Origin of the sequence: Acinetobacter sp. ACNIH1, from assembly GCF_002934695.1 — a bacterium.
GTDB lineage: Bacteria > Pseudomonadota > Gammaproteobacteria > Pseudomonadales > Moraxellaceae > Acinetobacter > Acinetobacter variabilis.
In genome coordinates this window covers 1,687,530-1,709,573 of sequence record NZ_CP026420.1, presented here as the reverse complement: position 1 = coordinate 1,709,573, position 22,044 = coordinate 1,687,530, and the positions used below count along the sequence as shown (strand labels likewise).

Below are 22,044 nucleotides of genomic sequence, written 5' to 3'. Positions count from 1 at the left end.
ATTCGCTAATCTCTGTATAATACGTTGACTTAACGTATAAGGAATCTCTCATGCACTTGGCGGCATTGCATACACCGAGCCAGATTCAACTCAACAAAGTAGGTAATCTTAAACATTTCCTGACCATCGAAGGTCTTTCTAAAGAAACTCTTACAAAAATACTGGACACTGCGTTGTCCTTTTTTAATGACCAAAATCAGCTGATCACCAATAATTTGCTCGAAGGCAAAACGGTGATGAACTTATTTTTTGAAAATTCTACCCGAACGCGTACTACTTTTGAGGCAGCGGCCAAACGTCTGTCTGCCAACGTGCTAAATATCGATATTGCCCGTTCAAGTACCTCTAAAGGTGAAACTTTACGTGATACCTTGTGGAATCTTGAAGCTATGGCGGCAGATATTTTCGTGGTACGTCATTCATCTTCAGGTGCAGCACACTTTATTGCCAAAGATGTCTGTCCAAATGTCGCCATTATTAATGCAGGCGATGGCCGTCATGCCCATCCAACTCAAGCGATGCTGGATATGCTGACCATTCGCCGCGAGACCAATAAAAAATTCGAAGATATGTCGATTGCGATTATTGGCGATATCAAGCATTCGCGTGTAGCACGTTCAGATGTGGCGGCACTGCAAACCTTAGGTTGTAAAGATATTCGCGTGATTGCACCGAATACGTTGTTGCCATACGGTTTTGATGACTACAGTGAAGATGTACGCCTGTTTAATAAAATGGAAGATGGCATCAAAGACTGTGATGTGATCATTACCTTACGTATTCAAAACGAGCGTATTGATTCGCCAGCGCTGTCTTCTCAGGCTGAATTCTACAAAATGTATGGCCTGAATAAAGAACGTCTCGCCATGGCCAAGCCGGATTGTATCGTGATGCATCCAGGACCAATGAACCGTGGTGTGGAAATTGATTCCAGTATTGCAGACGGTCCGCAATCCGTGATTCTGAAACAGGTTACTAACGGGATTGCAGTACGTATGGCGGTACTGGCTCTTGCGATGCAGGGTCAGTTACAGGAACAGGGTTTGATTGAAGCGATTGCGGTATAAGGAATAAGTCATGTCTATTGTAAAAATTGAAAATGTCCGTGTTCTTGACCCAATCCAAAACACTGATTCAGTCGAAACGGTTTATCTGGAAAATGGTAAACGTGTTGCAGAGACTGCTAACGTATCTGAAACCATTGATGGACAGGGCAAATGGCTGATGCCTACTATGGTGGATCTATGCGCACGTTTACGTGAACCGGGTCAGCAGCAACACGGGACTTTAAAGTCTGAAGGTAAGGCTGCACGTGAAAACGGGATTCTGCATGTATTTACCCCGCCAGATTCCAAACCGATTGTGCAGGATAATGGTGCGCTGATTCATGGTCTGGTTGAGAAAGCCATGCTGGATAGTGGTATTTATCTGCAGGTGATCGGTGCACAGACTCAAGGTCTGCAAGGTCAGCAACCGGCCAATATGGCAGGTTTGAAAAAGGGCGGATGTACTGCGGTTTCTAATGCCAGTGCGCCGTTTGCCAATGATGATGTGGTATTGCGTACACTTGAATACGCAGCGGGCTTAAACCTGACTGTAGTGTTCTATGCAGAAGAGCCGCAAATTGCCAAAGATGGCTGTGTGCATGAAGGCTTTATTGCTTCACGTCAAGGCTTGCCAATGATTCCGGCACTAGCAGAGACTGTGGCCATTGCCAAATACCTGCTCATGATTGAAGCAACTAAAGTACGCGCTCATTTCGGCTTGTTATCTTGTGGTGCATCAGTAGAACTGATCCGTATTGCCAAAGAAAAAGGCCTGCCAGTAACTTGTGATGTCGCAATGCACCAATTGCATCTGACTGACCATCTGATTGATGGCTTTAACTCTCTTGCACACGTGCGTCCACCATTACGTTCTGAATCTGACAAAGAATTACTGCGTCAGGGCGTAAAATCTGGTGTAATTGATGCGATCTGTACCCATCATGAACCACTAAGCAGCTCTGCCAAAATGGCACCGTTCGCAGAGACACAGCCTGGTTTTACCGCTTTTGATACCTACGTACCGTTCGGTATCCAACTGGTGAATGACGGTTTCTTTACGCCGTTAGAATGGGTGGAGAAAGTCACAGTTGCTCCTGCGAAAGTCGCCAGCATGTTTGAGCGCTGGAAAGCGGAAGCTGGCTGGGTGCTGGTTGATCCAGAACAGGAATGGACGTTGAGCAAAGAAACGATCGTTTCTCAAGGTAAAAATACACCACTCCTCAATCAAAAAGTGAAAGGTAAAGTGCTGCAAACTTTTATTGCTGCATAACACTTACATTTCGCGTTTACAAAAAGTCAGCTTCGGCTGACTTTTTTTATATCTTAATTAAAATACTAGAAAAGTTAGCCCTACATAAACAGTGAAACTTTATGATATCAGTACAATTATTAACATTCCAAAGAGGGTGGGTCGCTACACTGATTAAATATTAAACATTATAAATCAGAATAATGGTGATCTTGATGAATACAGATTTAATTGAACGTTTAAAGAGTGATGTGACCGCCATTGTGCTGCAAGGTGAAACAGAACATCTATTTGCCAAGGATCAGGCCTTAGCCCAATTCTATCCTGTATTGTTAAGTATTCTTCGTGCAAGACCGGCCTGGATTGAAAGTCTGGGTCAGCAACTTAATCCCAAGATTGATGAATTATTTAATAATAATCCGACCCTAAAACAACAATTCCTGGCTCAGTTAGATTCAACTGCACCTCAAGATGAAATTGAACAGACCCTGAACCGGGCAATTGTTCCAACCATGAACTTCTTGCAGGCAGAAGCGGGTGCACCCACTGCTGAAGCAGTAGGCCATTTGTTAGATACCCATGCAGACTCGATTCAACGGGCATTACCAGTCTGGGCGGGCCCTATACTGGCATCTCTAGGCGTATCTCCGCTGGCGGGACAAAATCTGAACCGCGCACCGGGTCTGGCTTCCGAACCGGAAGCAGAACCAGTACTGACTGAAGAGAAAAAGGCAGTGGTGTTCTGGCCTTTTATTCTCCTCGTGATTATTGCGGCGATTATCTTATTCTTCTTCCGTGGATGCCTGCGTGATGATGATCCGGATGAATTACGAAATGCTCAGGCAGTAAGCGAAGCTGCTGCAACAAATCCTGCAATTCTAAAAATCAGCACCGGTAGTCAGGGTGAAATTGTCAACTGTCAGGTACAGATGAATGATCCGAAATATATGCAAATTCTGCAAAATGAAATTAAACAGATCTTTAATTACAGTATTGGCTGTGGCGCAGTAGCCAATGAAAATTACCACTCAGAATTTATTGATCAGGATACAATTCCATCCGTATTGAAATTACTGCAAGGCATGTCAAATGTGACTTTGACTTGGGCAGGTAATCAGGTGTCTGTACAGGCAGCGAACAGTGCAGATGCACAGCGTCTGGCGGGTCAGATTCGTGGTCTGGCTAAAAATGTAGAAGTTGTGACCCAAAAACCAGTTGATATGGATGAGGCGATCAATACAGCCAATACCGAGGCTAAAAAAGCTTTAGACGAACTTCAGATGGAAAATATTGAGGCGTTAGATGTTGCAACTGCCTTAAACCTGCAAATTATTCATTTCGCGACAGGTTCCACCGAAATTCCTGAAGTGAATAAAAGCTTGCTGGATCAGACCGCAGCTTTATTACAATATGCCAAAGATGTACGTCTAATCGTGATGGGCCATACTGATACGGAAGGCAGCAGCACTCAAAATCAGGAGCTATCTTTAAAACGTGCTCAAGCCATTGTGAATTATCTGGTGCAGAAAGGAGTGAACCCGGCGCAGTTACAACCAGTAGGTATGGCGGCGAATCAGCCTGCTCAATCGAATGCGACTTCGAACGGTCAGTATCAAAACCGTCGTGTAACTTTTGAAGTTATGAGTACCGAAGATGGTCGTGTCCATACTGTAGATAATGAAGGCGTAGTTGAAAAGAAAGCCAGCTAAATAATTCTTTCATCTTAAAAAAGGACGAATGATTCGTCCTTTTTTTATTTATTATGAATTAAGAGAAGACAGGTGGGGTATAAGTCAAAGTTCTTCCCAGAAACCAGAGTAAGAACAGTACCAACGGAAGATGAAAGACCAGTTGTGTGACTGTAAAGCCAATTACATCTTTAGCCTTTAATTTCAAGATTCCCAGCATGGGGAGCATAAAGAAAGGATTGATCAGATTGGGTAAGGCTTCGGCTGCATTATAGATCTGGACAGACCAGCCCAGATGTACTTTCAGGTCATGTGCGGCCTGCATCACATAAGGCGCTTCAATAATCCATTTTCCTCCACCAGAAGGAATGAAGAAGCCTAGAATCGCAGAATAAATTCCCATAACGATGGCAAAGGTTTCCTGCGACGCAATCGACACGAAGAATTCGGCGATATAATGTGAAAGGGAAAGATCAGCAGAATTCAGGGCATTGGTCATCATAAAGGCAATACTGCCATAAAGCGGAAACTGGATCAGCACCCCTGAAATGGCCGGCACAGCTTTGGATACGGCATTGAGAAAATTACGTGGTGTACCATGCAAGGCTACACCTAAAATCAGAAAGATAAAGTTATAAGTGTTTAAGCTGGAGATTGCCAGAATCGGATTGCTCTTGGAAAACTCGTTAAACATCCAGACCAGACCCAGAACCACAATCAGAATACTTAAGATTGGCGAGTTTTCAAGCCAGTCACCTGGCCGTTTATGGATCACGGTTTCAGTCTTTTCTTCTTCAATCTGGATCGGGAAGTGATCAATGGTTTTAATATGATTGCCTTTGGGCGCAGACCAGTAGGCAATGGCAATTGAGGCGATGATCAAGACTGCTGTCATAATCATGGATTGCGGCAGGAAAATCGTTTCAGTAAATGGAATCACACCGGTCAGATTATAAAGCGGTTCTGGCAGGCTGGATTTGTTGGCCTGTAATTGTGCGGCAGAGGAACTGATGCCGAGTGCCCAGGTTGCGCCCATCCCGATAATCGCTGCTGCGGCAGCCGCACGATAATCCATGTTCAGCTCTTTACGCTGCGCCAGTGCAATCACCAGAAGAGCAGTTAGCACTGTACTCATCGCCCAGTTAATCAGGGAAATCAGTAGGCTAACTGTGGCGACGAGAACGATGGCTCCACGTCCGGAATGAGGAATGCGCGCCATTTTCTGAATCAATAATTGCATCGGTTTGGAAACCGAAACTACATAACCGACCACGATCAGCATACACATCTGTAAGGTAAAGGGAATCAGACTCCAGAATCCGTCACCGAATGAAATCGCGACGTCTTGTGCTGGAGCCCCAATGCCAATCGCAGCAATTGCAACGATAATGACACCAAGTAGGGCAAAAATATAAGAGTCTGGAAACCATTTTTCAGACCAGTCGCTGACGCGCATGGCAAAGCGCTGCAAGATATTTTGTTGAGTTTGCATGATTAAAATCCATTTATTCTGCTTTCGTTATTAAGAAGTGGCTTTCTTCAGCCAAAAAGAAGCCCTTAAAATTTTCATTTTAAGGGCTGGGAAAAATCAGGCTGCTTTACGGAGTAAAGGTACGCCGGTGACTTTCTGAATTTCATCAAAACTGACATCGGGTGCCAGTTCTACAAGTTGAATACCTTCAGGTGTGACATCCAATACACCTAAGTCAGTAATAATCCGGTTCACAACGGCTTGGCCAGTAAGCGGAAGACTACATTGTGAGACAATTTTGGGCGTACCATCTTTAGCGCAGTGTTCCATCAGCACTACAACTTTCTGTACGCCTGCAACCAGATCCATGGCACCACCCATGCCTTTGACCTTCTTGCCCGGAATCATCCAGTTGGCCAGATCACCATTTTCTGAGACTTCCATAGCCCCCAGAATAGCGATATTGACATGACCGCCACGGATCATGGCAAAGGAGTCAGCACTGGAAAAGAAAGATGCACCTTTGCGGGCAGTTACCGTCTGTTTGCCAGCATTGATCAGGTCGGCATCCACAGTATCTGCCGTTGGAAATTCTCCAATACCCAGCAGGCCATTTTCAGACTGTAGCCAGACATTGATATTTGCCGGAATATAGTTGGCCACTAAGGTTGGCAGACCAATACCCAGATTCACATAGAAACCATCTTCAAGTTCTTGTGCGGCGCGCTGCGCCATTTCATTACGTGTCCAAGCCATGATCAAGCCTCCGCCTTTAAAGTCATCTGTTCAATCCGTTTTTCTGGTTGGGTATTGAGTACAATCCGGTTCACATAAATGCCCGGAAGATGAATTTCATCTGGATCAAGGGCACCGATCTCGACAATTTCTTCGACTTCAGCAATGGTCACTTTACCAGTCATGGCACAGACCGGATTGAAGTTCTGGGCAGTTTTACGGAAAATCAGGTTGCCGGCTTTATCGGCCTTATAAGCTTTAACCAAAGCTACATCAGCAGTTAAGGATTCTTCCAGAATATAAGACTTGCCATTAAACTCACGGACATCTTTACCTTCAGCAATAACGGTTCCAACACCGGTCGCGGTATAAAAAGCGGGAATACCTGCACCACCGGCACGTAATTTTTCAGCTAAAGTTCCTTGAGGGGTCAGTTCAACTTCGAGCTCCCCGCTTAAGTATTGGCGTTCAAATTCCTTGTTCTCGCCCACATAGGAAGAGATCATTTTTTTAATCTGTTTGGTTTCCAGCAATAGTCCCAAGCCAAAGCCATCGACACCGGCATTATTGGAAATACAGGTCAGATTTTTGGCACCGGTTTCTTTTAAAGCTGCAATGAGGGCTTCTGGAATACCACAGAGTCCAAAACCGCCAACTGCAAGAGTATGTCCATCCTGGACCACGCCGTCTAAAGCGGCTTTTGCACTGTCATACACTTTATTTGACATTTTTACCTCGATTTATTCTTCTCTTGCAGATCTCTTTTATCTAAAGATCTGCTGATTTCTATCCATGAGGACTTATAGAGTGTCCGGCTATTTCAAGTTTTTAAGCACAGGCTTTTTGCCAATAGGCATTGGCATAATTGGAGGGATTATTGCGTTGTAGAACCTCACTGATATTACGGCTGGTCTGCATCAGAGTATCCAGTTGAATACCGGTTTCAAAGCCCATCTTAGAGAGCAGGTAATACAGGTCTTCAGTTGAAACATTGCCGGAAGCACCTTTGGCATAAGGACAGCCACCGAGGCCGGCAATAGAGGAGTCAAATACCCGAATACCTTGTAATAGTGACTGGTAAATATTAGCGATGGCCATGCCATAGGTATTATGAAAATGGCCAGCCAGCACTTTACTATCAATTTCTGAAAGACAGGCATCCCAGACGTTCTTCACGCGATCTGGAGTTGCCGTACCAATGGTTTCACCTAATGACACTTCATAGCAGCCCATGTCTAGTAGGCGCTGTGTAACTTTCACGACCTGCTTCGGATCAATTGCACCTTCATAAGGGCAGTCCACCATACAAGAGACATAGCCACGAACCTTGACATCATTAGCTTTGGCAGCTGCCATCACATCTGCAAACTTCTCAAAGCTTTCATCAATTGAGCAGTTGATGTTCTTACGAGTAAAGCTTTCAGAAGCTGCAGTAAATACTGCAACTTCTTTACAACCCACAGCTAGCGCTGATTCAAAACCTTTCATGTTTGGCGTCAGCAAACTGAACTGGATATTCGGATCTTTAGGCAAGCTGGCAAATAGCGCATCGCTATCTGCCATCTGTGGGACCCATTTGGCTGAAACACAGGAGCCGACCTCAATCGCTTGCAGACCAGTTTTCATCAAATCCAGAATCAGGTTTTTGCGGTCATCTAGTGTTAAAGGTGTTTTTTCGTTTTGCAGGCCATCGCGTGGCCCGACTTCTACGATTTTAACGAAATCTGTCATGCAACTTCCTCCGCTAGAGGCTGGAACTCTACCAGTTCATCGCCAGCTTTAACCTGGTCACCTTTTTGAAAGTATGAGTTTGCGATAATGCCATCATGCGGAGCGCGAATGGTATATTCAATCTTCATTGCTTCCAAAGTCAGCAGTACATCGTCTTTTTTCACTTTGTCATTTGCCGCAACCAGAACCTGAGTAATCACGCCAGGCATTGGTGCAGTCAGATTGTTTTCAGTGCCTTGTTCATCCTGGCCATTAAAATCAGACTTCAGATAAGTAAACTTGTAACTTTGACCATTCTGGAACAGGGTAATGCCATGTTCAGTCTGGCTAAATGCCAGTTTCTGCTGTTGACCTGCAAGATTTAACTGGAGTAGGTGTTGATCGAGCAGTTCACCTTGGATATTGAGTGTCTGGCCTTCATGGTTTGCCAAGAAGCTATTTTCTAGAGCTTTAAAGCTCACCACACGTAAAACGTCATTACATTGTAATTTGATTGTGTAGCTATTTTGCTGATTCAGACGCCAAAATGCTTTTTGCTGCCAGACAGGATTATTGCTCGTCGGGTTTTGAGCCAGACGAGATAACAGTTCAACCAAGGCGGCACTGACCACTAATTCTGCGCTGATATCAGCAGATGGTTTGAGTAGGAACTCTTCTTCGCGTTGAATCAGGCCAGTATCGAGATGGGCATTTTTAAATGAGTCACATAATACTAAGCGATCAAGAAAAGCGATGTTATTCCCAAGTCCATCGACATGGAACTGACCCAAGGCGTAATGCATCTGGGTTAAAGCCGCTTCACGGTTTTTGCCCCAAACAATCAGTTTGGCAATCATCGGATCATAATAGGTGCTGATTTCATCACCTTCGACAATGCCACTATCCACACGCACGCTGTCATTTTGTTCTGGATAGTGCAAATAGCTGATCTGACCGATGGCAGGAATAAAACCTTTTTCTGGTTCTTCAGCATAGACACGTGCTTCGAGCGCATGACCGTGAATCTGTAATTCATGTTGCTGTTTCGGTAAAGGCTCACCGAACGCGACACGTAGCTGCCATTCCACCAGATCCTGATCGGTGATCATTTCAGTGACCGGATGCTCAACCTGTAGACGGGTATTCATTTCCATGAAGTAGGCAGTACCGTCTTGTTCCACGATGAACTCGACTGTACCGGCACCGACATAATTTACAGCACGTGCAGCATCAATTGCGGCTTGGCGCATTGCTTCAAGTTTGTCTTCTGGCATTTTAGGTGCTGGTGCTTCTTCCAGAACTTTCTGGTGACGACGTTGCACGGAGCAATCGCGTTCGAACAGATGCACATAATTGCCATGTGTATCACCAAAGACCTGAACTTCAATATGACGTGGCTGCACGACATAGCGTTCAATCAGCACATCTTCATTGCCGAAGCTGGAACGTGCTTCGCTTTTACATGAAGCGAGTGAACTGAGGAAATCTTCACTACGCTCGACCAGACGCATGCCTTTACCGCCACCACCAGCACTAGCCTTGATCAGTACCGGATAGCCAATACTGTCTGCCTGCTGTTTCAGGAAATCCGCATCCTGATTGGTACCATGATAGCCTGGAGTTAACGGTACACCGGCTTTTTCCATCAGTGCTTTAGAGGTCGCTTTCAGACCCATTGCTAAGATTGCATCCACTGGCGGACCAATAAAGACAATATTGTTGTCCTGACAGGCCAGGGCAAACTGGTCATTTTCAGACAGGAAACCATAACCTGGATGAATGGCCTGAGCACCGGTAGTTTTAGCTGCCTGAATAATACGTTCAATCTGTAAATAACTTTGTGCAGCAGGCGATTCACCAATATGGATGGCTTCATCTGCCAGTTTGACATGCTGTGCCTGTGCATCGGCATCGGAATATACGGCAACAGTAGCGATACCTAACTTTTTCGCTGTACGAATTACACGACAGGCAATTTCACCACGGTTGGCAATTAAAATCTTTTCAAACATCCTACGATCCTTCTTGTTGTTATGCCGTGGTCTTGATCCAGGCCGGGCTTTGTTTGTTTAAAAATGCATTCAGTCCATTTTTCGCCTCATCTCCCTGGCGAACATGGGCAATATGCTGTGCGGTTTTAAGCAGCAGATCTTCAGTCAGAACCTGCTGATCAACCAGTTGAATCAGCTGTTTTGAAGCGTTTTGCGCTGCTGGTCCACCGAGTAAGAGCGCTTCCACAATCTCATCAATTTTGCTGTCGAGCTGTTCTGGTGCAGTCACTTCATGTGCCAGACCAATGGTTTTCGCCTGTTCAGCTGAAATTCGCTCAGCAGTCAGGAAATAACGTGACGCCTGACGGGCGCCAATCGCGCGAATCACATAAGGGCTAATCGTTGAAGGTGCTAGACCTAAACGGACTTCGGAAGTTGCAAACTTGGCTTCGGTGCTGGCAATACAGATATCACAAGCGGATGCCAGACCCATACCGCCGCCAAAAGCAATACCATGGACACGGGCAATGGTGGGTTGTTTTAATGTCGCCAGACTTTGCAACATTTTTGCTAGTTTTAAAGCATCGGCTTCATTATCTGCCTGTGAGGCCTGACCGGCCTGTTTCATCCAGTTCAAGTCTGCACCCGCAGAGAAGCTTTTGCCTCGGCCTGCCAGAATCACCACGCGTATATCATCACGCTGATTTAAAGACTGGAAGCAGGCATGTAGCTCTTCAATGACTTGGGTGTTAAATGCATTGTGCAATTCAGTACGATTAATCCAGACTGTTGCTACCTGATTCTGCTGCTCGAGCTGTAAAAATTGATAGTCCATTTTTGTCACCTCTTACATGCGGAACACGCCGAATTTGGTTGGCTGGATTGGTGCATTCATCGCTGCAGCCAGACTTAGGGCCAGGACTTCACGCGATTGCGCTGGATCAATGACACCGTCATCCCATAAACGCGCAGAAGCATAATAAGGATGGCCTTGGCGTTCGTATTGATCACGAATTGGCTGTTTAAACTGGTCTTCTTCTTCAGCTGACCAGGTCCCACCTTTTTGCTCAATTTGATCGCGTTTCAAAGTCGACAATACGCTAGAGGCCTGTTCACCGCCCATCACCGAAATACGTGAGTTTGGCCAGGTCCACATAAAGCGTGGCGAATAAGCACGGCCACACATGCCATAGTTACCGGCACCAAAAGAGCCGCCAATCACTAAAGTCAGTTTAGGCACATTGGCTGTCGCGACGGCCATCACCAGCTTGGCACCATTTTTGGCAATACCTTCATTCTCATACTGACGACCCACCATAAAGCCGGTGATGTTTTGCAGGAAGATCAGCGGAATATTGCGCTGGGTACAGAGTTCAATAAAATGCGCGCCTTTTTGCGCAGACTCAGAGAATAAAATCCCATTATTGGCAATAATTCCAACTGGCATTCCATAGAGCTTGGCAAAGCCAGTCACTAGGGTAGTCCCGAAACGTGCCTTGAATTCGTCAAAACGTGAGCCATCGACAATACGCGCAATCACTTCACGGATATCAAATGGTTTACGGGCATCGCTTGGCACAATGCCATACAGCTCTGAACTGTCAAAACGCGGTGCTTCGATTTCATCTGCAGTTTTATTTGGCTTTTTGTTCAGGTTCGCAACAATGTTGCGGGCAATGGCAATTGCGTGTTCATCATTTTCTGCCAGATGATCGGCAACACCTGACAATCGAGTGTGTACATCACCACCGCCTAGATCCTCACTAGAAACCACTTCACCGGTAGCTGCTTTTACCAGAGGAGGGCCACCCAAGAAAATCGTACCCTGATTGCGCACAATAATGGTTTCATCTGACATCGCTGGCACATAAGCACCACCGGCTGTACAGCTACCCATCACTACAGCAATCTGGGCAATACCTAGACTCGACATACGTGCCTGATTGTAAAAAATACGGCCAAAGTGATCACGATCCGGGAATACTTCATCCTGTAAAGGCAGATAAGCACCGCCAGAATCGACCAGATAAATACATGGCAAATGATTTTGCTCAGCAATTTCTTGGGCACGTAAATGCTTTTTCACCGTAAGTGGATAATAAGTACCGCCTTTGACTGTGGCATCATTGGCCACGATCATGCAGGTCACACCATTGACCTGACCCACACCCGCGACTACACCTGCTGCAGGAACATCATCCTGATAAACCTGATAGGCAGCCAGTTGACCAATTTCCAGAAAAGCTGTGCCTGGATCAATTAAATGATTAATCCGTTCACGCGGCAGTAATTTGCCGCGATCCAGATGTTTCTGGCGGGCAGTTTCTCCGCCACCCAAGGCAATTTTTTCTACTTTCTGTTTAAGGTCATCCACCAGTTGCAGCATGGCGGCCTGGTTGGTCTTAAATTCTTCACTACGTATATTGATTTTGCTCTGTAACTGATTCATGACGAACATCCTTGTTTTATTCTAAGTGTTAATGTTTAGGCTGTTTCGTTGAAGAGCTCACGGCCAATGAGCATACGGCGAATTTCGGAAGTTCCGGCGCCAATTTCATAGAGTTTGGCATCACGCCATAAACGGCCTGCAGCAAATTCATTGATATAACCGTTACCACCTAGGGTCTGAATAGTTTCGCCTGCCATCCAGGTGGCTTTTTCAGCGGCATATAAAATGGCACTAGCAGCGTCTTTACGCAGGCTACGGCTATGATCAGCTTTGTCACATTCAGCACCAACGGCATACACCAGTGCCTTACATGCCAGCCAGGTAGAGTACATGTCAGCAATTTTGCCTTGCATCAACTGGAATTCACCGAGTGCCTGACCAAACTGTTTACGGTCATGAATATAAGGAATCACGGTATCCATGCAGGCATCCATAATACCCAATGGACCAGCACTGAGAACCGCACGTTCATAATCCAGTCCGCTCATCAGCACTTTAGTCCCATTGCCGACACCGCCAAGCACGTTTTCTTTCGGAACTTCGACATTGTCAAAAAACAGGGGATAGGTATTGGAACCGCGCATACCCAGTTTATCTAAATGAGTGCCGTGACTAAAACCTGGCATATTTTTCTCAACCAGAAAAGCAGTCATACCTTTGGCGCCAGCTTGTAAATCGGTTTTGGCATAGACGACGAGTACATCGGCATCACCACCGTTAGTGATCCACATCTTGGAACCGTTGAGTAGATAATGATCGCCTTTATCTTCGGCTTTCAGTTTCATACTGACCACATCTGATCCGGCATTCGGCTCAGACATTGCTAATGCACCGACATATTCGCCAGAAATCAGTTTTGGCAGGTAACGCTGTTTTTGTTCTTCATTACCATTTCGCTTAATTTGGTTTACACATAGGTTAGAATGGGCGCCATAGGACAAACCAATGGATGCTGAAGCACGGGAAATTTCTTGCATGGCAATAATATGGGCCAGATACCCCAGATTGGTACCGCCATATTCCTCACTGACCGTTAAACCAAGTAGGCCCATATCACCAAATTTTTTCCAGAGGTGAGCCGGGAATTCATTGTCACGGTCAACTTGCTGAGCAATTGGGGCAATTTCCTTGGCGCAAAATGCGGCCACTGAATCACGAAGCGCAATAAGAGTTTCATCCAAACCGAAATCTAAGCTTTGTAAATTCATTCTTTATCCATCCTGAGATTATATTTGTTGTGTCCAAAAGCATTTTTGTTGTGCTTGTTTTTTAACATACAACGAAAAATTAAAAAAGTGAACCTATATTCACAAAATGATTTACAATTCATTTTATCTGGTTGAGAATAAGATTATGAGTTATAAAAGATCATCACTGATGCAGGAACGAATGGAACAAAATCGTTTGTCGATTTTACAGTCTGCTCGTGAACTGATTACTCAAGGGGGCTTTAAAGAGGCGTCGATTCAGGCGATTGCAGAACGCGCAGGCGTTTCTACAGGGCTGGTATATCGATATTTTGAAAACAAAAGCCAGATTTTGATTGAGGTTTTGTCAGCAGCGATTCAGCACGAAGTGGGAATTCTTGTTTCCATTGCTGGGTCGGATTTGTCGCCAAAACTGAAATTGCAAAAATCTGTTACAACTTTTGTGAAACGTGTCATGAATAGCCCCCAGTTGGCGTATTCACTTATGTTTGAACCGGTTGATCCGGAAATGGAACATGAGCGTTTTCGTAGTAAACAGCTGCTTAAACAAAGCATTAAGGAAATCCTGGCCGAAGGAAAGGTGAATGGAGAGTTCGAGTTTGAAGATTTAAATACGGCAGCTTTGGGTGTGGTCGGTGCCATGACCTTTGTCGTGATTGAACCTTTAAATCCGTCCCGTAATGTAATGTTTGATCAGAACTACAAGGATCACTTTGTCAAACAGATTGCCGATTTTTGTGTTAACGCAGTACATCGACAGGAGGGAAATTCAGCAGCATAGACACACAAAAACAGGCACATAGACAAGGTCGTCGTAGTCATAAAACAATTAGTAAAGTTGAAAATCAGAATTACAAAGAATCAAGGAGATCGATTCAATGACACAAGTACGGTTAAGCTATGCCTATGGAACCAGCAGCCAGCCTTTATTGGGCATGACGATTGGTGAAAAATTTGATCAGGCTTGCGAACAATATGCAGATCGCGATGCAGTCGTCAGCCTGCATCAGAACATACGCCTGAGTTATCGGCAGCTACAGGATCAGGTCAATGCCTTTGCCTGTCAGCTGCTGAAATTGGGTATGCAAAAAGGTGACCGTCTGGCGATCTGGTCGCCGAACTGTGTGGAATGGACTATTACCCAATTCGCAGCTTTCAAGGCAGGCATTATTTTGGTTAACCTGAATCCAGCCTATAAAAGCAATGAGCTGGAATATGTTTTGAATAAAGTGTCCTGTAAGGGACTGGTTATTGCATCGCAGTTTAAAACAACGGACTATCAGGAAATTCTGACCAAAATTGCGCCTGAATTAAAACAGGCTGAAAATAAATTACTGAATGCAGAGCGTCTACCACATTTAAATCATGTCATTAAAATTGATGAGCAGCAGCATACTGGCATTCATCGTTTTCAGGATTTAATGCCTATACCAAGTGCTCAAGAGCTGGAACAGCTGCAACAGATCTCCACTGATTTGCAGTTCGATGAAACCATTAATATCCAGTTTACGTCAGGCACCACAGGTAATCCTAAGGGTACGATGCTGACCCATAACAATATTTTAAATAATGGTTACTTTGTCGGTGAGGCGATTCACTTAAGTCCAGAAGACCGCGTCTGTATTTCTGTTCCGTTATTTCACTGCTTTGGCATGGTAATGGGTAATCTGGCCTGTATTACCCATGGTTCAGCCATGATCTATCCATCTGCCGTATTTAATCCGCTGGAAACCTTAAAAGCTATTCAGCAGGAAAAATGTACGGCAGCTTATGGCGTACCGACCATGTTTATTGCTGTGCTGGAACATGAACAGTTTGACGATTTTGATCTGTCTAGCCTGCGTACCGGCATTATGGCGGGTAGTCCATGTCCACAGGAAATTATGCAGCGTGTAATAGAGCGAATGCATATGTCTGAAATTACCATCTGTTATGGCATGACTGAAACAGCACCGGTAAGTGCCCAAAGTTCAACAGAAGACAGTGTTGAACGTCGTGTGAGTACAGTTGGCCGTGTCCATCCGCATCTGGAAGTTAAAATTGTCGATGAAAATGGCAAGGTGGTGCCGCGCGGTCAATTGGGTGAACTGTGTGTGCGTGGTTATTCCGTGATGTTGGGTTATTGGGAAGATCAGGACAAGACCCAGGAAGTCATTGATGCTGCGCGCTGGATGCATACTGGTGATATTGCGGAAATGGATGATGAAGGCTTTGTCAAAATCAAGGGTCGTATCAAGGATGTGGTCATTCGTGGCGGTGAAAACCTGTTCCCGAAAGAAATTGAAGATTTCCTTTATACCCATCCAGCGGTTTCAGATGTACAGGTGATTGGCGTGCCAGACCATAAATATGGTGAAGAGCTTTGTGCTTGCATTATCCTGCATGAAAATGACCCATGTACCGAAGAAGCCATCCGCCAATATTGTGCTGAGCATATTTCTCACAATAAAGTGCCGCGTTATGTGCGTTTCTTCCATGAATTCCCAATGACGGCTTCAGGTAAGGCACAGAAGTTCAAGTTGCGTGAATTTATGCGTGAAGAATTAAATCTAAAAGAGATTGCTTAAATTAATTAAAGCTAAGTTTAAATAGTATTTGATCAGATGACCTGGCGGCATGGATGCCGCCGTTTCATTGTATGGCAAGGATGCCATATTAATGAAACAGAAGGGTTTGGTTATTTTGCCCAGTCAAAGTAACGAAGCACCTGCACAATGGAAGAAGAATCCATCTTGCAAATTGAGGTCATGTATTTAGCAATTTCTTTAAATAGATAAAAATCTATTTCTATATAAATTAGAGTAAACAGATGGCAAAAAACTTTCACAGTGAAGTGGTGGTCGCCAGTTATGATGATCATATCCGTAAACTGATTCCTGGCTATGAACTGGTACATCAGCAGATTGAAGCCATACTCAGCACTGAACTTCCAGAAAATGCACATATCCTGATTGTGGGTTGCGGTACTGGTTATGAGCTATCTTATTTATTGCAGAAGCATCCCAACTGGACATTTACTGCGATTGATCCTTCCGCTGCGATGCTTGAACAGGCAAGGAAGCATCTGGCTTCTATTGGAGCTGAACAACGAGTTCAGTTTATACAGTGCACCATTCAGGAACTGGATCAGCAAAATACTTACGATGCTGCACTCGCTATTTTAGTCGCCCATTTTATTGCTGAACCTCAGAAATCTGATTTTTTTCAGGATATCTATCACAGCCTTAAAACTGGCGGGATCGTATTGACCTATGATCTGATGCAGCCTGAAGGTGAGAATGAATTAAAGGTAATGCAAAAAATGGCACAGCAAACCGGACTTAGTGTGCAGCAAAGCGAAAATATGGTGGCCAGATTGCAGCAGGACTTTTTCCTGATTTCAGTAGAAGATTCAAATGAACTTTTAACAAAAGTCGGATTTAAACAACACAAAATTTATAGTCAAATCATGAATTATTGTGGTTTTTTACTCAGAAAATAAAGATCATGAAACTTTATATGAATTTTAAAGTTTAAGAGAATAATTAAGGAAGTTTAAGAAGAATGTCAGCATATTATAGTTTGATCCAGCGCGAGCAGCATACAGATGGCAGTACTACTGCCTATTATCGTTCCAATATTCATGCTCAAGGTGCGTGGAATCCTCATGAACAGCACATGGCACCAGCAACCGGCATTCTGTGTGTTGAACTAGAACAGTTTCAACCTAGATCAGAAATGCGCATTGGCCGGGTTGGACTGGATATTTTTGGACTGATTGCATTTGGTGAGTTTTCTATTACTACGCGCATGATCCGTCCTGGCAAAACTATTGAACTGATTGAGGCGGAAATGTGTGCCAATGGAAAAACCTGTATCGTTGCTCGTGCCTGGAGGATGCTGACTTCGGATAGCCGGGCCATTGCAGGTATCGAAGATTTTCCGATTGAAAGCCCTGAGTTTTTATCGGTTTGGGAAGGTATGAGTTGCTGGCCGGGCGGTTATATTCAAAGTATTGAAACCCGTGCACATCCTGATCATCGTGCAGGCAAAGGCATTGTCTGGCTCAGAAATTCATTGGATATGGTAGAAGGACAACCGACTACAGATTTTAGTCGTTTACTCGGTATGGTCGATACCGCGAATGGCATTGTGCCACGTCAGGACCCGAATGCGGGCTGGGGATTCCCGAATCTAGATTTACAGATTCATATGTACCGTCTGCCGCAAGGTGAATGGTTGGGGCTAGAAGTAGTGCAACAATATGGTGAAGATGGGATTGGTCTCACCAGTGGTGTGCTGCATGATATTCACGGGCCCTTCGGTCGTAGTGAACAGATTCTGACCTTACGTAAATTCTAAATCCGGTTCAAAAGCAAAAGGATGAATTGATTCATCCTTTTTTTATTGGCATGCTGTGCGCAATGATTCAGGAATATTGATGAATGCGGATTAGTATCATTGGGGCAGGACGAGTGGCTTATCATCTTGCCCGTGTATTGTCAGCACAACATGAAATTGTACAGATCTACAGCCGGACTCTGGATAAAGCACAGCAACTGGCTGATCAATTTAGAGCGCAAGCTATCGCTCAACCTGAGAATCTGAATCAGAATATAGATTTGATCATCATTGCCGTGAGTGATCAATCAATTGCTAATGTCATCAAACAAGTCCATCCTTACTTGCAAGATGTACTGATTGTCCATACTTCGGGCAGTACTCACTTGAATGTTCTAGCAGATGTACATGCAAAGTCTGGCGTCTTTTATCCATTACAAACCTTTAGTCTGGAACGTAAAATTGACTGGGAAAATACGCCTTTATTTATTGAAGCATCTGACCCAACAGATCAAGAAATCTTAACCCATTTAGCAAATAGCCTAAGCAAAAGAGTTTATCAATATAGTTCGGACCAACGTTTGAGCTTGCATCTGGCTGCAGTGTTTGCCTGCAATTTTAGCAATTACTGTTATGACATGGCTAAGCAGGTGGTAGATGCACAGCAGGTAGATTTTAGCCTGCTTTATCCATTGATTCTGGAAACAGCCAATAAGGCGACGCAAAATGATCCTCGCCAAGGACAGACTGGACCTGCGATGCGTGGTGATCAGAATATTCTGAATATGCATCAGCAGATGCTAGAGCAATCTCAACGACAAGACTTGGCAGGTGTGTATAAATTACTCAGTCAGCAGATTTTAGAACGCCATCATAGCTAAAAAAAAGCGCTGAATAACCAGCGCTTTTTAGACTTATAGATATTAAGAAATTTTCTTAAAGATAAAGTCATTAATCTTGTGGCCAGCTTCGATTCCGCGACGCTCAAACTTGGTTTGTGGACGCCATTCAGGGCGAGGATAGCTGTTGCCTTTACCTGCCAGGTTTTCTAGACGTGGACGTTCTTCCAGAACTTCCAGCATCCACTCAGCATACGGTTCCCAGTCTGTTGCAGCATGGAAAGTACCGCCAAGTTCCAGCTTTTGCTCAACCAATGGCATGCGGTCATGAGATACAAAACGGCGTTTAAAGTGACGTTTTTTCTGCCATGGGTCAGGGAAGTACAACTGAACAGTGTTAATGCTATTGTCTGGCATTTCACGAAGCACCTGAATCGCATCAGCATCCAGTACACGTAAGTTAGTCACGCCCGCCATACCTGCTTCATACACGCACTGCGCAATACCCGGTACATGCACTTCAATTCCGACAAAGTTACACTCTGGATGCGCTTTAGCCATGAGTACCAGAGAGCGGCCCATACCAAAACCGATTTCTACAGTCAGCGGACGTTCAGGATGTTCAAAATACTGACGCAAATCACCTACTGGATATTCCAAAATTAAGTGACCATATTGTTCAAGCGCAGTACGTTGAGAGGTATTTAATGGCGCTGAGCGGCGCATAAACGTCACAATTTCACGGTGCTCGCTTAAATTGTCCAGCTCCACGACTTGCTGGTCTAATTGATCGTTCGACATAATTTTGGCAAATCTAAAAATTCAGAATGCGGTATTTTAAGTCCTGAGCGGTGCAAGTCAAACTTTTCTCGGTATTTCTCCATAAAAATCGAGCCAGAGATCCCAGGCAAAATAAAAGAGCCAGTTGGCTCTTTTACAGATCCAGCTTGATCAGGTACTAAAACGGTCGATTAACGTGCTACTGGCTTCATTTAAACCAATTACAGTCACGTCTATGCCTTGGGCTTTAAGCTTCTGGATGACGTTATTGAGCATATTTACTGAAGTCACATCCCAGATATGTGCATGCGTCAGATCCAGCTCAACATGATCCAGCTTTTCTTTAAAATCAAAAAACTGGTAGAACTTTTCTGTACTACTGAAAAAGATCTGTCCAGAAATTTTATAGCTACGTGAATTAGGCTTATGCAAATAAGTCGAGACATGTACAGTTCTTTCCAGCTTATTAATAAAGAACAGAGCAGAGAGCAATACACCGACAAATACACCGAGCGCCAGATTATGAGTAGCAAGCACGACAATTATCACAGCAATCATCACGGTATTAAACTCTAGCGGATGCTTGCCAAACTGTTTGATTGCACCCCACTGGAAGGTGGTAAATGACACCATAATCATAATGGCAACCAGCGCAGCCATTGGAATATAAGCCAGCCAGTCTTTCAGGAAGACCACCAAACACAGCAAAAACACGCCAGCCACCAAAGTGGATAAACGGGTACGTGCACCTGAAGAGACATTGATAATCGACTGACCAATCATGGCACAACCGGCCATTCCGCCCATAAAACCGCTGACAATATTGGCCATACCCTGACCACGACATTCCCGATGGCGGTCACCTTCAGTTCCAGTCACTTCATCAATGACCGTAGTGGTCATCATACTTTCAAGCAGACCTACAGTGGCTAAAGTAAAGGAATAAGGCAGGATAATCTGCAAGGTTTCCAGATTCAGTGGAATTTCCGGAAGAAGAAAGACGGGTAAGGTATCTGGAAACTGTCCCAGATCGCTCACAGTACGCATATCTGCACCAAGCAATAACGCAAGTGCGCTCAGCACGACGATACAGATCAGAGGCGATGGAATCGCTTTACCGATTTTCGATATATAAGGAAACAGATAGATAATTATCAAACCTACTAAAATGAACAGATAACCCGTACTGTCCATCCGGTTAATTTCCGGGATTTGTGCCACAAAAATCAGGATCGCGAGGGCATTCAAAAAACCATATACCACAGCCTGCGACACAAAACGCATCAGCTTGGCAACTTTAAAAAAGCCCGCAATCACCTGAATAATCCCGGTCAGAATTGTGGCTGCAAGCAGATATTGCAAACCATGATCCTTGACCAACGTAATCATCAGTAGTGCCATTGCACCAGTCGCCGCAGAGATCATGGCAGGACGACCACCGAAAAAGGCAATGGACACCGCAATACAGAAAGAGGCATACAAGCCGACTTGCGGATCAACACCTGCAATCGCAGAAAAAGCAATAGATTCAGGAATCAGGGCCAGTCCAACCACCAGACCTGCCAGCACATCAGTCCGGATATTGGAAAACCATTCTTCTTTTTTCAGGTTAATCACGAAATATCATCTAAATTTTGAGAACCTGCGTATCTTAAACAGATACAGATAAAAATCTACACAAGATTGACTTGCAAAAGCCTGTAAATTCCTCAATATTGGATATGTAACTGTGCTCAATCACAGTTACGCTTTTTTGCAATTTACAGGTTTGATCACTTGAAAGTTTGTCAGAAGCGATTTAAAACATTGAGAAGTGTATAACAAGGATCAGAAATGAAGCTTTACTATTCGCCAGGCGCATGCTCTTTGGCAGCTCATATTATTTTAAATGAAATTAATGTCGATTTTGATTTGGAACGTGTTGACTTAAAAACCCATAAAACAGAAAAAGGTGCAGATTATTACGAAATTAACCCAAAGGGTTATGTACCAGCATTAGAAATTAATCCGGGTTTAATTCTTACAGAAAATGTTGCAATTTTACCGTTTCTTGCTCAACACGATCCAAAACAAGATCTGATTCCACCATCGGGCATGGGACGTGCCAAAGTGCTGGAGTGGTTAGGTTATCTCAACTCAGAGTTGCATGATGCTTATGCTGTATTCTTCACTGGAAAATTATCAGATGAAGCCAAAGAAAAAGCCTATGCAGAAGTTGACCGTTTATTGAGTTATATCGATAAGACCATTGGTGAATCGGACAATGATTATCTGGTCGATGATAATTTCGGTCCGGCAGATGCTTACCTATTTGTTCTGACCAACTGGTCGAACCAGATTGGACATGATCTGAGTCCATATAAAAATATTATTCATATCCGCAATAAGGTTGCAGAACGTCAATCTGTACAGATTGCAATGCGTGATGAAGGTTTAATCCCTTAATCACAAAATTTTGAAAAAGCGCCGTAGGGCGCTTTTTTTATTCCTTCCAAAGTAATTGTTGATATTTAGTCAATAATGATTTGCAAAATCACTGCTTTTTAGCAATAAGCAGA

The 22,044-nt window shown here is 44.3% G+C and carries 19 protein-coding genes; 9 read left to right on the top strand and 10 right to left on the bottom strand.

Translation table 11 applies throughout. The features are described from left to right. Window positions 1-50: 50 nt before the first annotated feature. The 3 genes from C3F22_RS08455 (at window position 51) to C3F22_RS08445 (ending at window position 4,004) form a co-directional block, all read left to right on the top strand. A complete protein-coding gene (locus C3F22_RS08455; protein WP_104426290.1) occupies window positions 51-1,067 on the top strand; it encodes an aspartate carbamoyltransferase catalytic subunit in 1,017 nt (338 codons plus the stop codon). A gap of 10 nt (window positions 1,068-1,077) precedes the next feature. Further along, entirely contained in the window at window positions 1,078-2,316 is a 1,239-nt protein-coding gene (locus C3F22_RS08450) for a dihydroorotase (protein ID WP_104426289.1), read from the top strand. A 194-nt stretch (window positions 2,317-2,510) separates the two neighbouring features. After that, entirely contained in the window at window positions 2,511-4,004 is a 1,494-nt protein-coding gene (locus tag C3F22_RS08445) for an OmpA family protein (protein WP_104426288.1), read from the top strand. A 58-nt stretch (window positions 4,005-4,062) separates the two neighbouring features. Here C3F22_RS08445 and C3F22_RS08440 read toward each other — a convergent pair whose 3' ends face one another. The 8 genes from C3F22_RS08440 to C3F22_RS08405 all read right to left on the bottom strand — a co-directional run bounded on the left by C3F22_RS08440 (window position 4,063) and on the right by C3F22_RS08405 (window position 13,547). Next, the gene (locus C3F22_RS08440) at window positions 4,063-5,475 is read right to left on the bottom strand and encodes a short-chain fatty acid transporter (protein ID WP_104426287.1); all 1,413 of its coding nucleotides are present in this window, start codon (window positions 5,473-5,475) and stop codon (window positions 4,063-4,065) included. 96 nt (window positions 5,476-5,571) lie between these two features. After that, complete coding sequence (locus C3F22_RS08435; protein WP_104426286.1) at window positions 5,572-6,210, bottom strand: CoA transferase subunit B; 639 nt, start codon at window positions 6,208-6,210, stop codon at window positions 5,572-5,574. A gap of 2 nt (window positions 6,211-6,212) precedes the next feature. After that, window positions 6,213-6,917 (bottom strand): CoA transferase subunit A, encoded by a 705-nt coding sequence (locus tag C3F22_RS08430; RefSeq protein WP_104426285.1) that lies wholly within the window; start codon window positions 6,915-6,917, stop codon window positions 6,213-6,215. A 100-nt stretch (window positions 6,918-7,017) separates the two neighbouring features. Continuing rightward, entirely contained in the window at window positions 7,018-7,920 is a 903-nt protein-coding gene (locus C3F22_RS08425) for a hydroxymethylglutaryl-CoA lyase (protein ID WP_104426284.1), read from the bottom strand. Next, window positions 7,917-9,911, bottom strand: a complete 1,995-nt coding sequence (locus C3F22_RS08420) for an acetyl/propionyl/methylcrotonyl-CoA carboxylase subunit alpha (RefSeq protein ID WP_104426283.1) — start codon at window positions 9,909-9,911, stop codon at window positions 7,917-7,919. Before C3F22_RS08420 ends, C3F22_RS08425 begins: the two co-directional genes overlap by 4 nt. Before the next feature lie 19 nt (window positions 9,912-9,930). Next, window positions 9,931-10,725: an enoyl-CoA hydratase/isomerase family protein gene (locus C3F22_RS08415; protein WP_104426282.1), complete on the bottom strand. Its 795-nt coding sequence runs from the start codon at window positions 10,723-10,725 to the stop codon at window positions 9,931-9,933. Window positions 10,726-10,737: 12 nt separating this feature from the next. Next, window positions 10,738-12,339: a carboxyl transferase domain-containing protein gene (locus C3F22_RS08410; RefSeq protein ID WP_004782485.1), complete on the bottom strand. Its 1,602-nt coding sequence runs from the start codon at window positions 12,337-12,339 to the stop codon at window positions 10,738-10,740. Between the two features lie 35 nt (window positions 12,340-12,374). Continuing rightward, window positions 12,375-13,547 (bottom strand): isovaleryl-CoA dehydrogenase, encoded by a 1,173-nt coding sequence (locus C3F22_RS08405; RefSeq protein ID WP_004782484.1) that lies wholly within the window; start codon window positions 13,545-13,547, stop codon window positions 12,375-12,377. 145 nt (window positions 13,548-13,692) lie between these two features. Here C3F22_RS08405 and C3F22_RS08400 point away from each other — a divergent pair, with 145 nt between their 5' ends. From C3F22_RS08400 to C3F22_RS08380, 5 genes are all read left to right on the top strand, one after another. After that, window positions 13,693-14,328 carry a TetR/AcrR family transcriptional regulator gene (locus C3F22_RS08400; protein WP_104426281.1) on the top strand — a complete coding sequence of 212 codons (636 nt, stop codon included), beginning with the start codon at window positions 13,693-13,695 and terminating at the stop codon, window positions 14,326-14,328. A 97-nt stretch (window positions 14,329-14,425) separates the two neighbouring features. After that, window positions 14,426-16,114, top strand: a complete 1,689-nt coding sequence (locus tag C3F22_RS08395) for an AMP-binding protein (protein ID WP_104426280.1) — start codon at window positions 14,426-14,428, stop codon at window positions 16,112-16,114. Window positions 16,115-16,356: 242 nt separating this feature from the next. Then, on the top strand, window positions 16,357-17,028 hold the full coding sequence (locus C3F22_RS08390; RefSeq protein ID WP_104426279.1) for a class I SAM-dependent methyltransferase: 672 nt from the start codon (window positions 16,357-16,359) through the stop codon (window positions 17,026-17,028). A gap of 62 nt (window positions 17,029-17,090) precedes the next feature. Beyond that, entirely contained in the window at window positions 17,091-17,888 is a 798-nt protein-coding gene (locus C3F22_RS08385; protein ID WP_104426278.1) for a thioesterase family protein, read from the top strand. A gap of 83 nt (window positions 17,889-17,971) precedes the next feature. Next, complete coding sequence (locus C3F22_RS08380; protein ID WP_104426277.1) at window positions 17,972-18,748, top strand: Rossmann-like and DUF2520 domain-containing protein; 777 nt, start codon at window positions 17,972-17,974, stop codon at window positions 18,746-18,748. 42 nt (window positions 18,749-18,790) lie between these two features. Here the strand turns inward: C3F22_RS08380 and trmB are convergent, their stop codons facing one another. Both trmB and C3F22_RS08370 read right to left on the bottom strand, forming a co-directional pair. Beyond that, window positions 18,791-19,507 (bottom strand): tRNA (guanosine(46)-N7)-methyltransferase TrmB, encoded by a 717-nt coding sequence (trmB, locus tag C3F22_RS08375; RefSeq protein WP_104426276.1) that lies wholly within the window; start codon window positions 19,505-19,507, stop codon window positions 18,791-18,793. A gap of 150 nt (window positions 19,508-19,657) precedes the next feature. Beyond that, complete coding sequence (locus tag C3F22_RS08370; RefSeq protein ID WP_104426275.1) at window positions 19,658-21,103, bottom strand: SulP family inorganic anion transporter; 1,446 nt, start codon at window positions 21,101-21,103, stop codon at window positions 19,658-19,660. Between the two features lie 216 nt (window positions 21,104-21,319). On the opposite strand from C3F22_RS08370, the gene C3F22_RS08365 reads away from it, so the two are divergent. Beyond that, the gene (locus tag C3F22_RS08365) at window positions 21,320-21,931 is read left to right on the top strand and encodes a glutathione binding-like protein (protein ID WP_104426274.1); all 612 of its coding nucleotides are present in this window, start codon (window positions 21,320-21,322) and stop codon (window positions 21,929-21,931) included. Window positions 21,932-22,044: the final 113 nt, after the last annotated feature.

What these genes read in the sequence shown, in the direction of transcription:
- C3F22_RS08455 (WP_104426290.1), top strand. Translation starts at nt 51, where the DNA reads ATGCACTTGGCGGCATTGCATACACCGAGCCAGATTCAACTCAACAAA.
- C3F22_RS08450 (WP_104426289.1), top strand. Translation starts at nt 1,078, where the DNA reads ATGTCTATTGTAAAAATTGAAAATGTCCGTGTTCTTGACCCAATCCAA.
- C3F22_RS08445 (WP_104426288.1), top strand. Translation starts at nt 2,511, where the DNA reads ATGAATACAGATTTAATTGAACGTTTAAAGAGTGATGTGACCGCCATT.
- C3F22_RS08440 (WP_104426287.1), bottom strand. Translation starts at nt 5,475, where the DNA reads ATGCAAACTCAACAAAATATCTTGCAGCGCTTTGCCATGCGCGTCAGC.
- C3F22_RS08435 (WP_104426286.1), bottom strand. Translation starts at nt 6,210, where the DNA reads ATGGCTTGGACACGTAATGAAATGGCGCAGCGCGCCGCACAAGAACTT.
- C3F22_RS08430 (WP_104426285.1), bottom strand. Translation starts at nt 6,917, where the DNA reads ATGTCAAATAAAGTGTATGACAGTGCAAAAGCCGCTTTAGACGGCGTG.
- C3F22_RS08425 (WP_104426284.1), bottom strand. Translation starts at nt 7,920, where the DNA reads ATGACAGATTTCGTTAAAATCGTAGAAGTCGGGCCACGCGATGGCCTG.
- C3F22_RS08420 (WP_104426283.1), bottom strand. Translation starts at nt 9,911, where the DNA reads ATGTTTGAAAAGATTTTAATTGCCAACCGTGGTGAAATTGCCTGTCGT.
- C3F22_RS08415 (WP_104426282.1), bottom strand. Translation starts at nt 10,725, where the DNA reads ATGGACTATCAATTTTTACAGCTCGAGCAGCAGAATCAGGTAGCAACA.
- C3F22_RS08410 (WP_004782485.1), bottom strand. Translation starts at nt 12,339, where the DNA reads ATGAATCAGTTACAGAGCAAAATCAATATACGTAGTGAAGAATTTAAG.
- C3F22_RS08405 (WP_004782484.1), bottom strand. Translation starts at nt 13,547, where the DNA reads ATGAATTTACAAAGCTTAGATTTCGGTTTGGATGAAACTCTTATTGCG.
- C3F22_RS08400 (WP_104426281.1), top strand. Translation starts at nt 13,693, where the DNA reads ATGAGTTATAAAAGATCATCACTGATGCAGGAACGAATGGAACAAAAT.
- C3F22_RS08395 (WP_104426280.1), top strand. Translation starts at nt 14,426, where the DNA reads ATGACACAAGTACGGTTAAGCTATGCCTATGGAACCAGCAGCCAGCCT.
- C3F22_RS08390 (WP_104426279.1), top strand. Translation starts at nt 16,357, where the DNA reads ATGGCAAAAAACTTTCACAGTGAAGTGGTGGTCGCCAGTTATGATGAT.
- C3F22_RS08385 (WP_104426278.1), top strand. Translation starts at nt 17,091, where the DNA reads ATGTCAGCATATTATAGTTTGATCCAGCGCGAGCAGCATACAGATGGC.
- C3F22_RS08380 (WP_104426277.1), top strand. Translation starts at nt 17,972, where the DNA reads ATGCGGATTAGTATCATTGGGGCAGGACGAGTGGCTTATCATCTTGCC.
- trmB (WP_104426276.1), bottom strand. Translation starts at nt 19,507, where the DNA reads ATGTCGAACGATCAATTAGACCAGCAAGTCGTGGAGCTGGACAATTTA.
- C3F22_RS08365 (WP_104426274.1), top strand. Translation starts at nt 21,320, where the DNA reads ATGAAGCTTTACTATTCGCCAGGCGCATGCTCTTTGGCAGCTCATATT.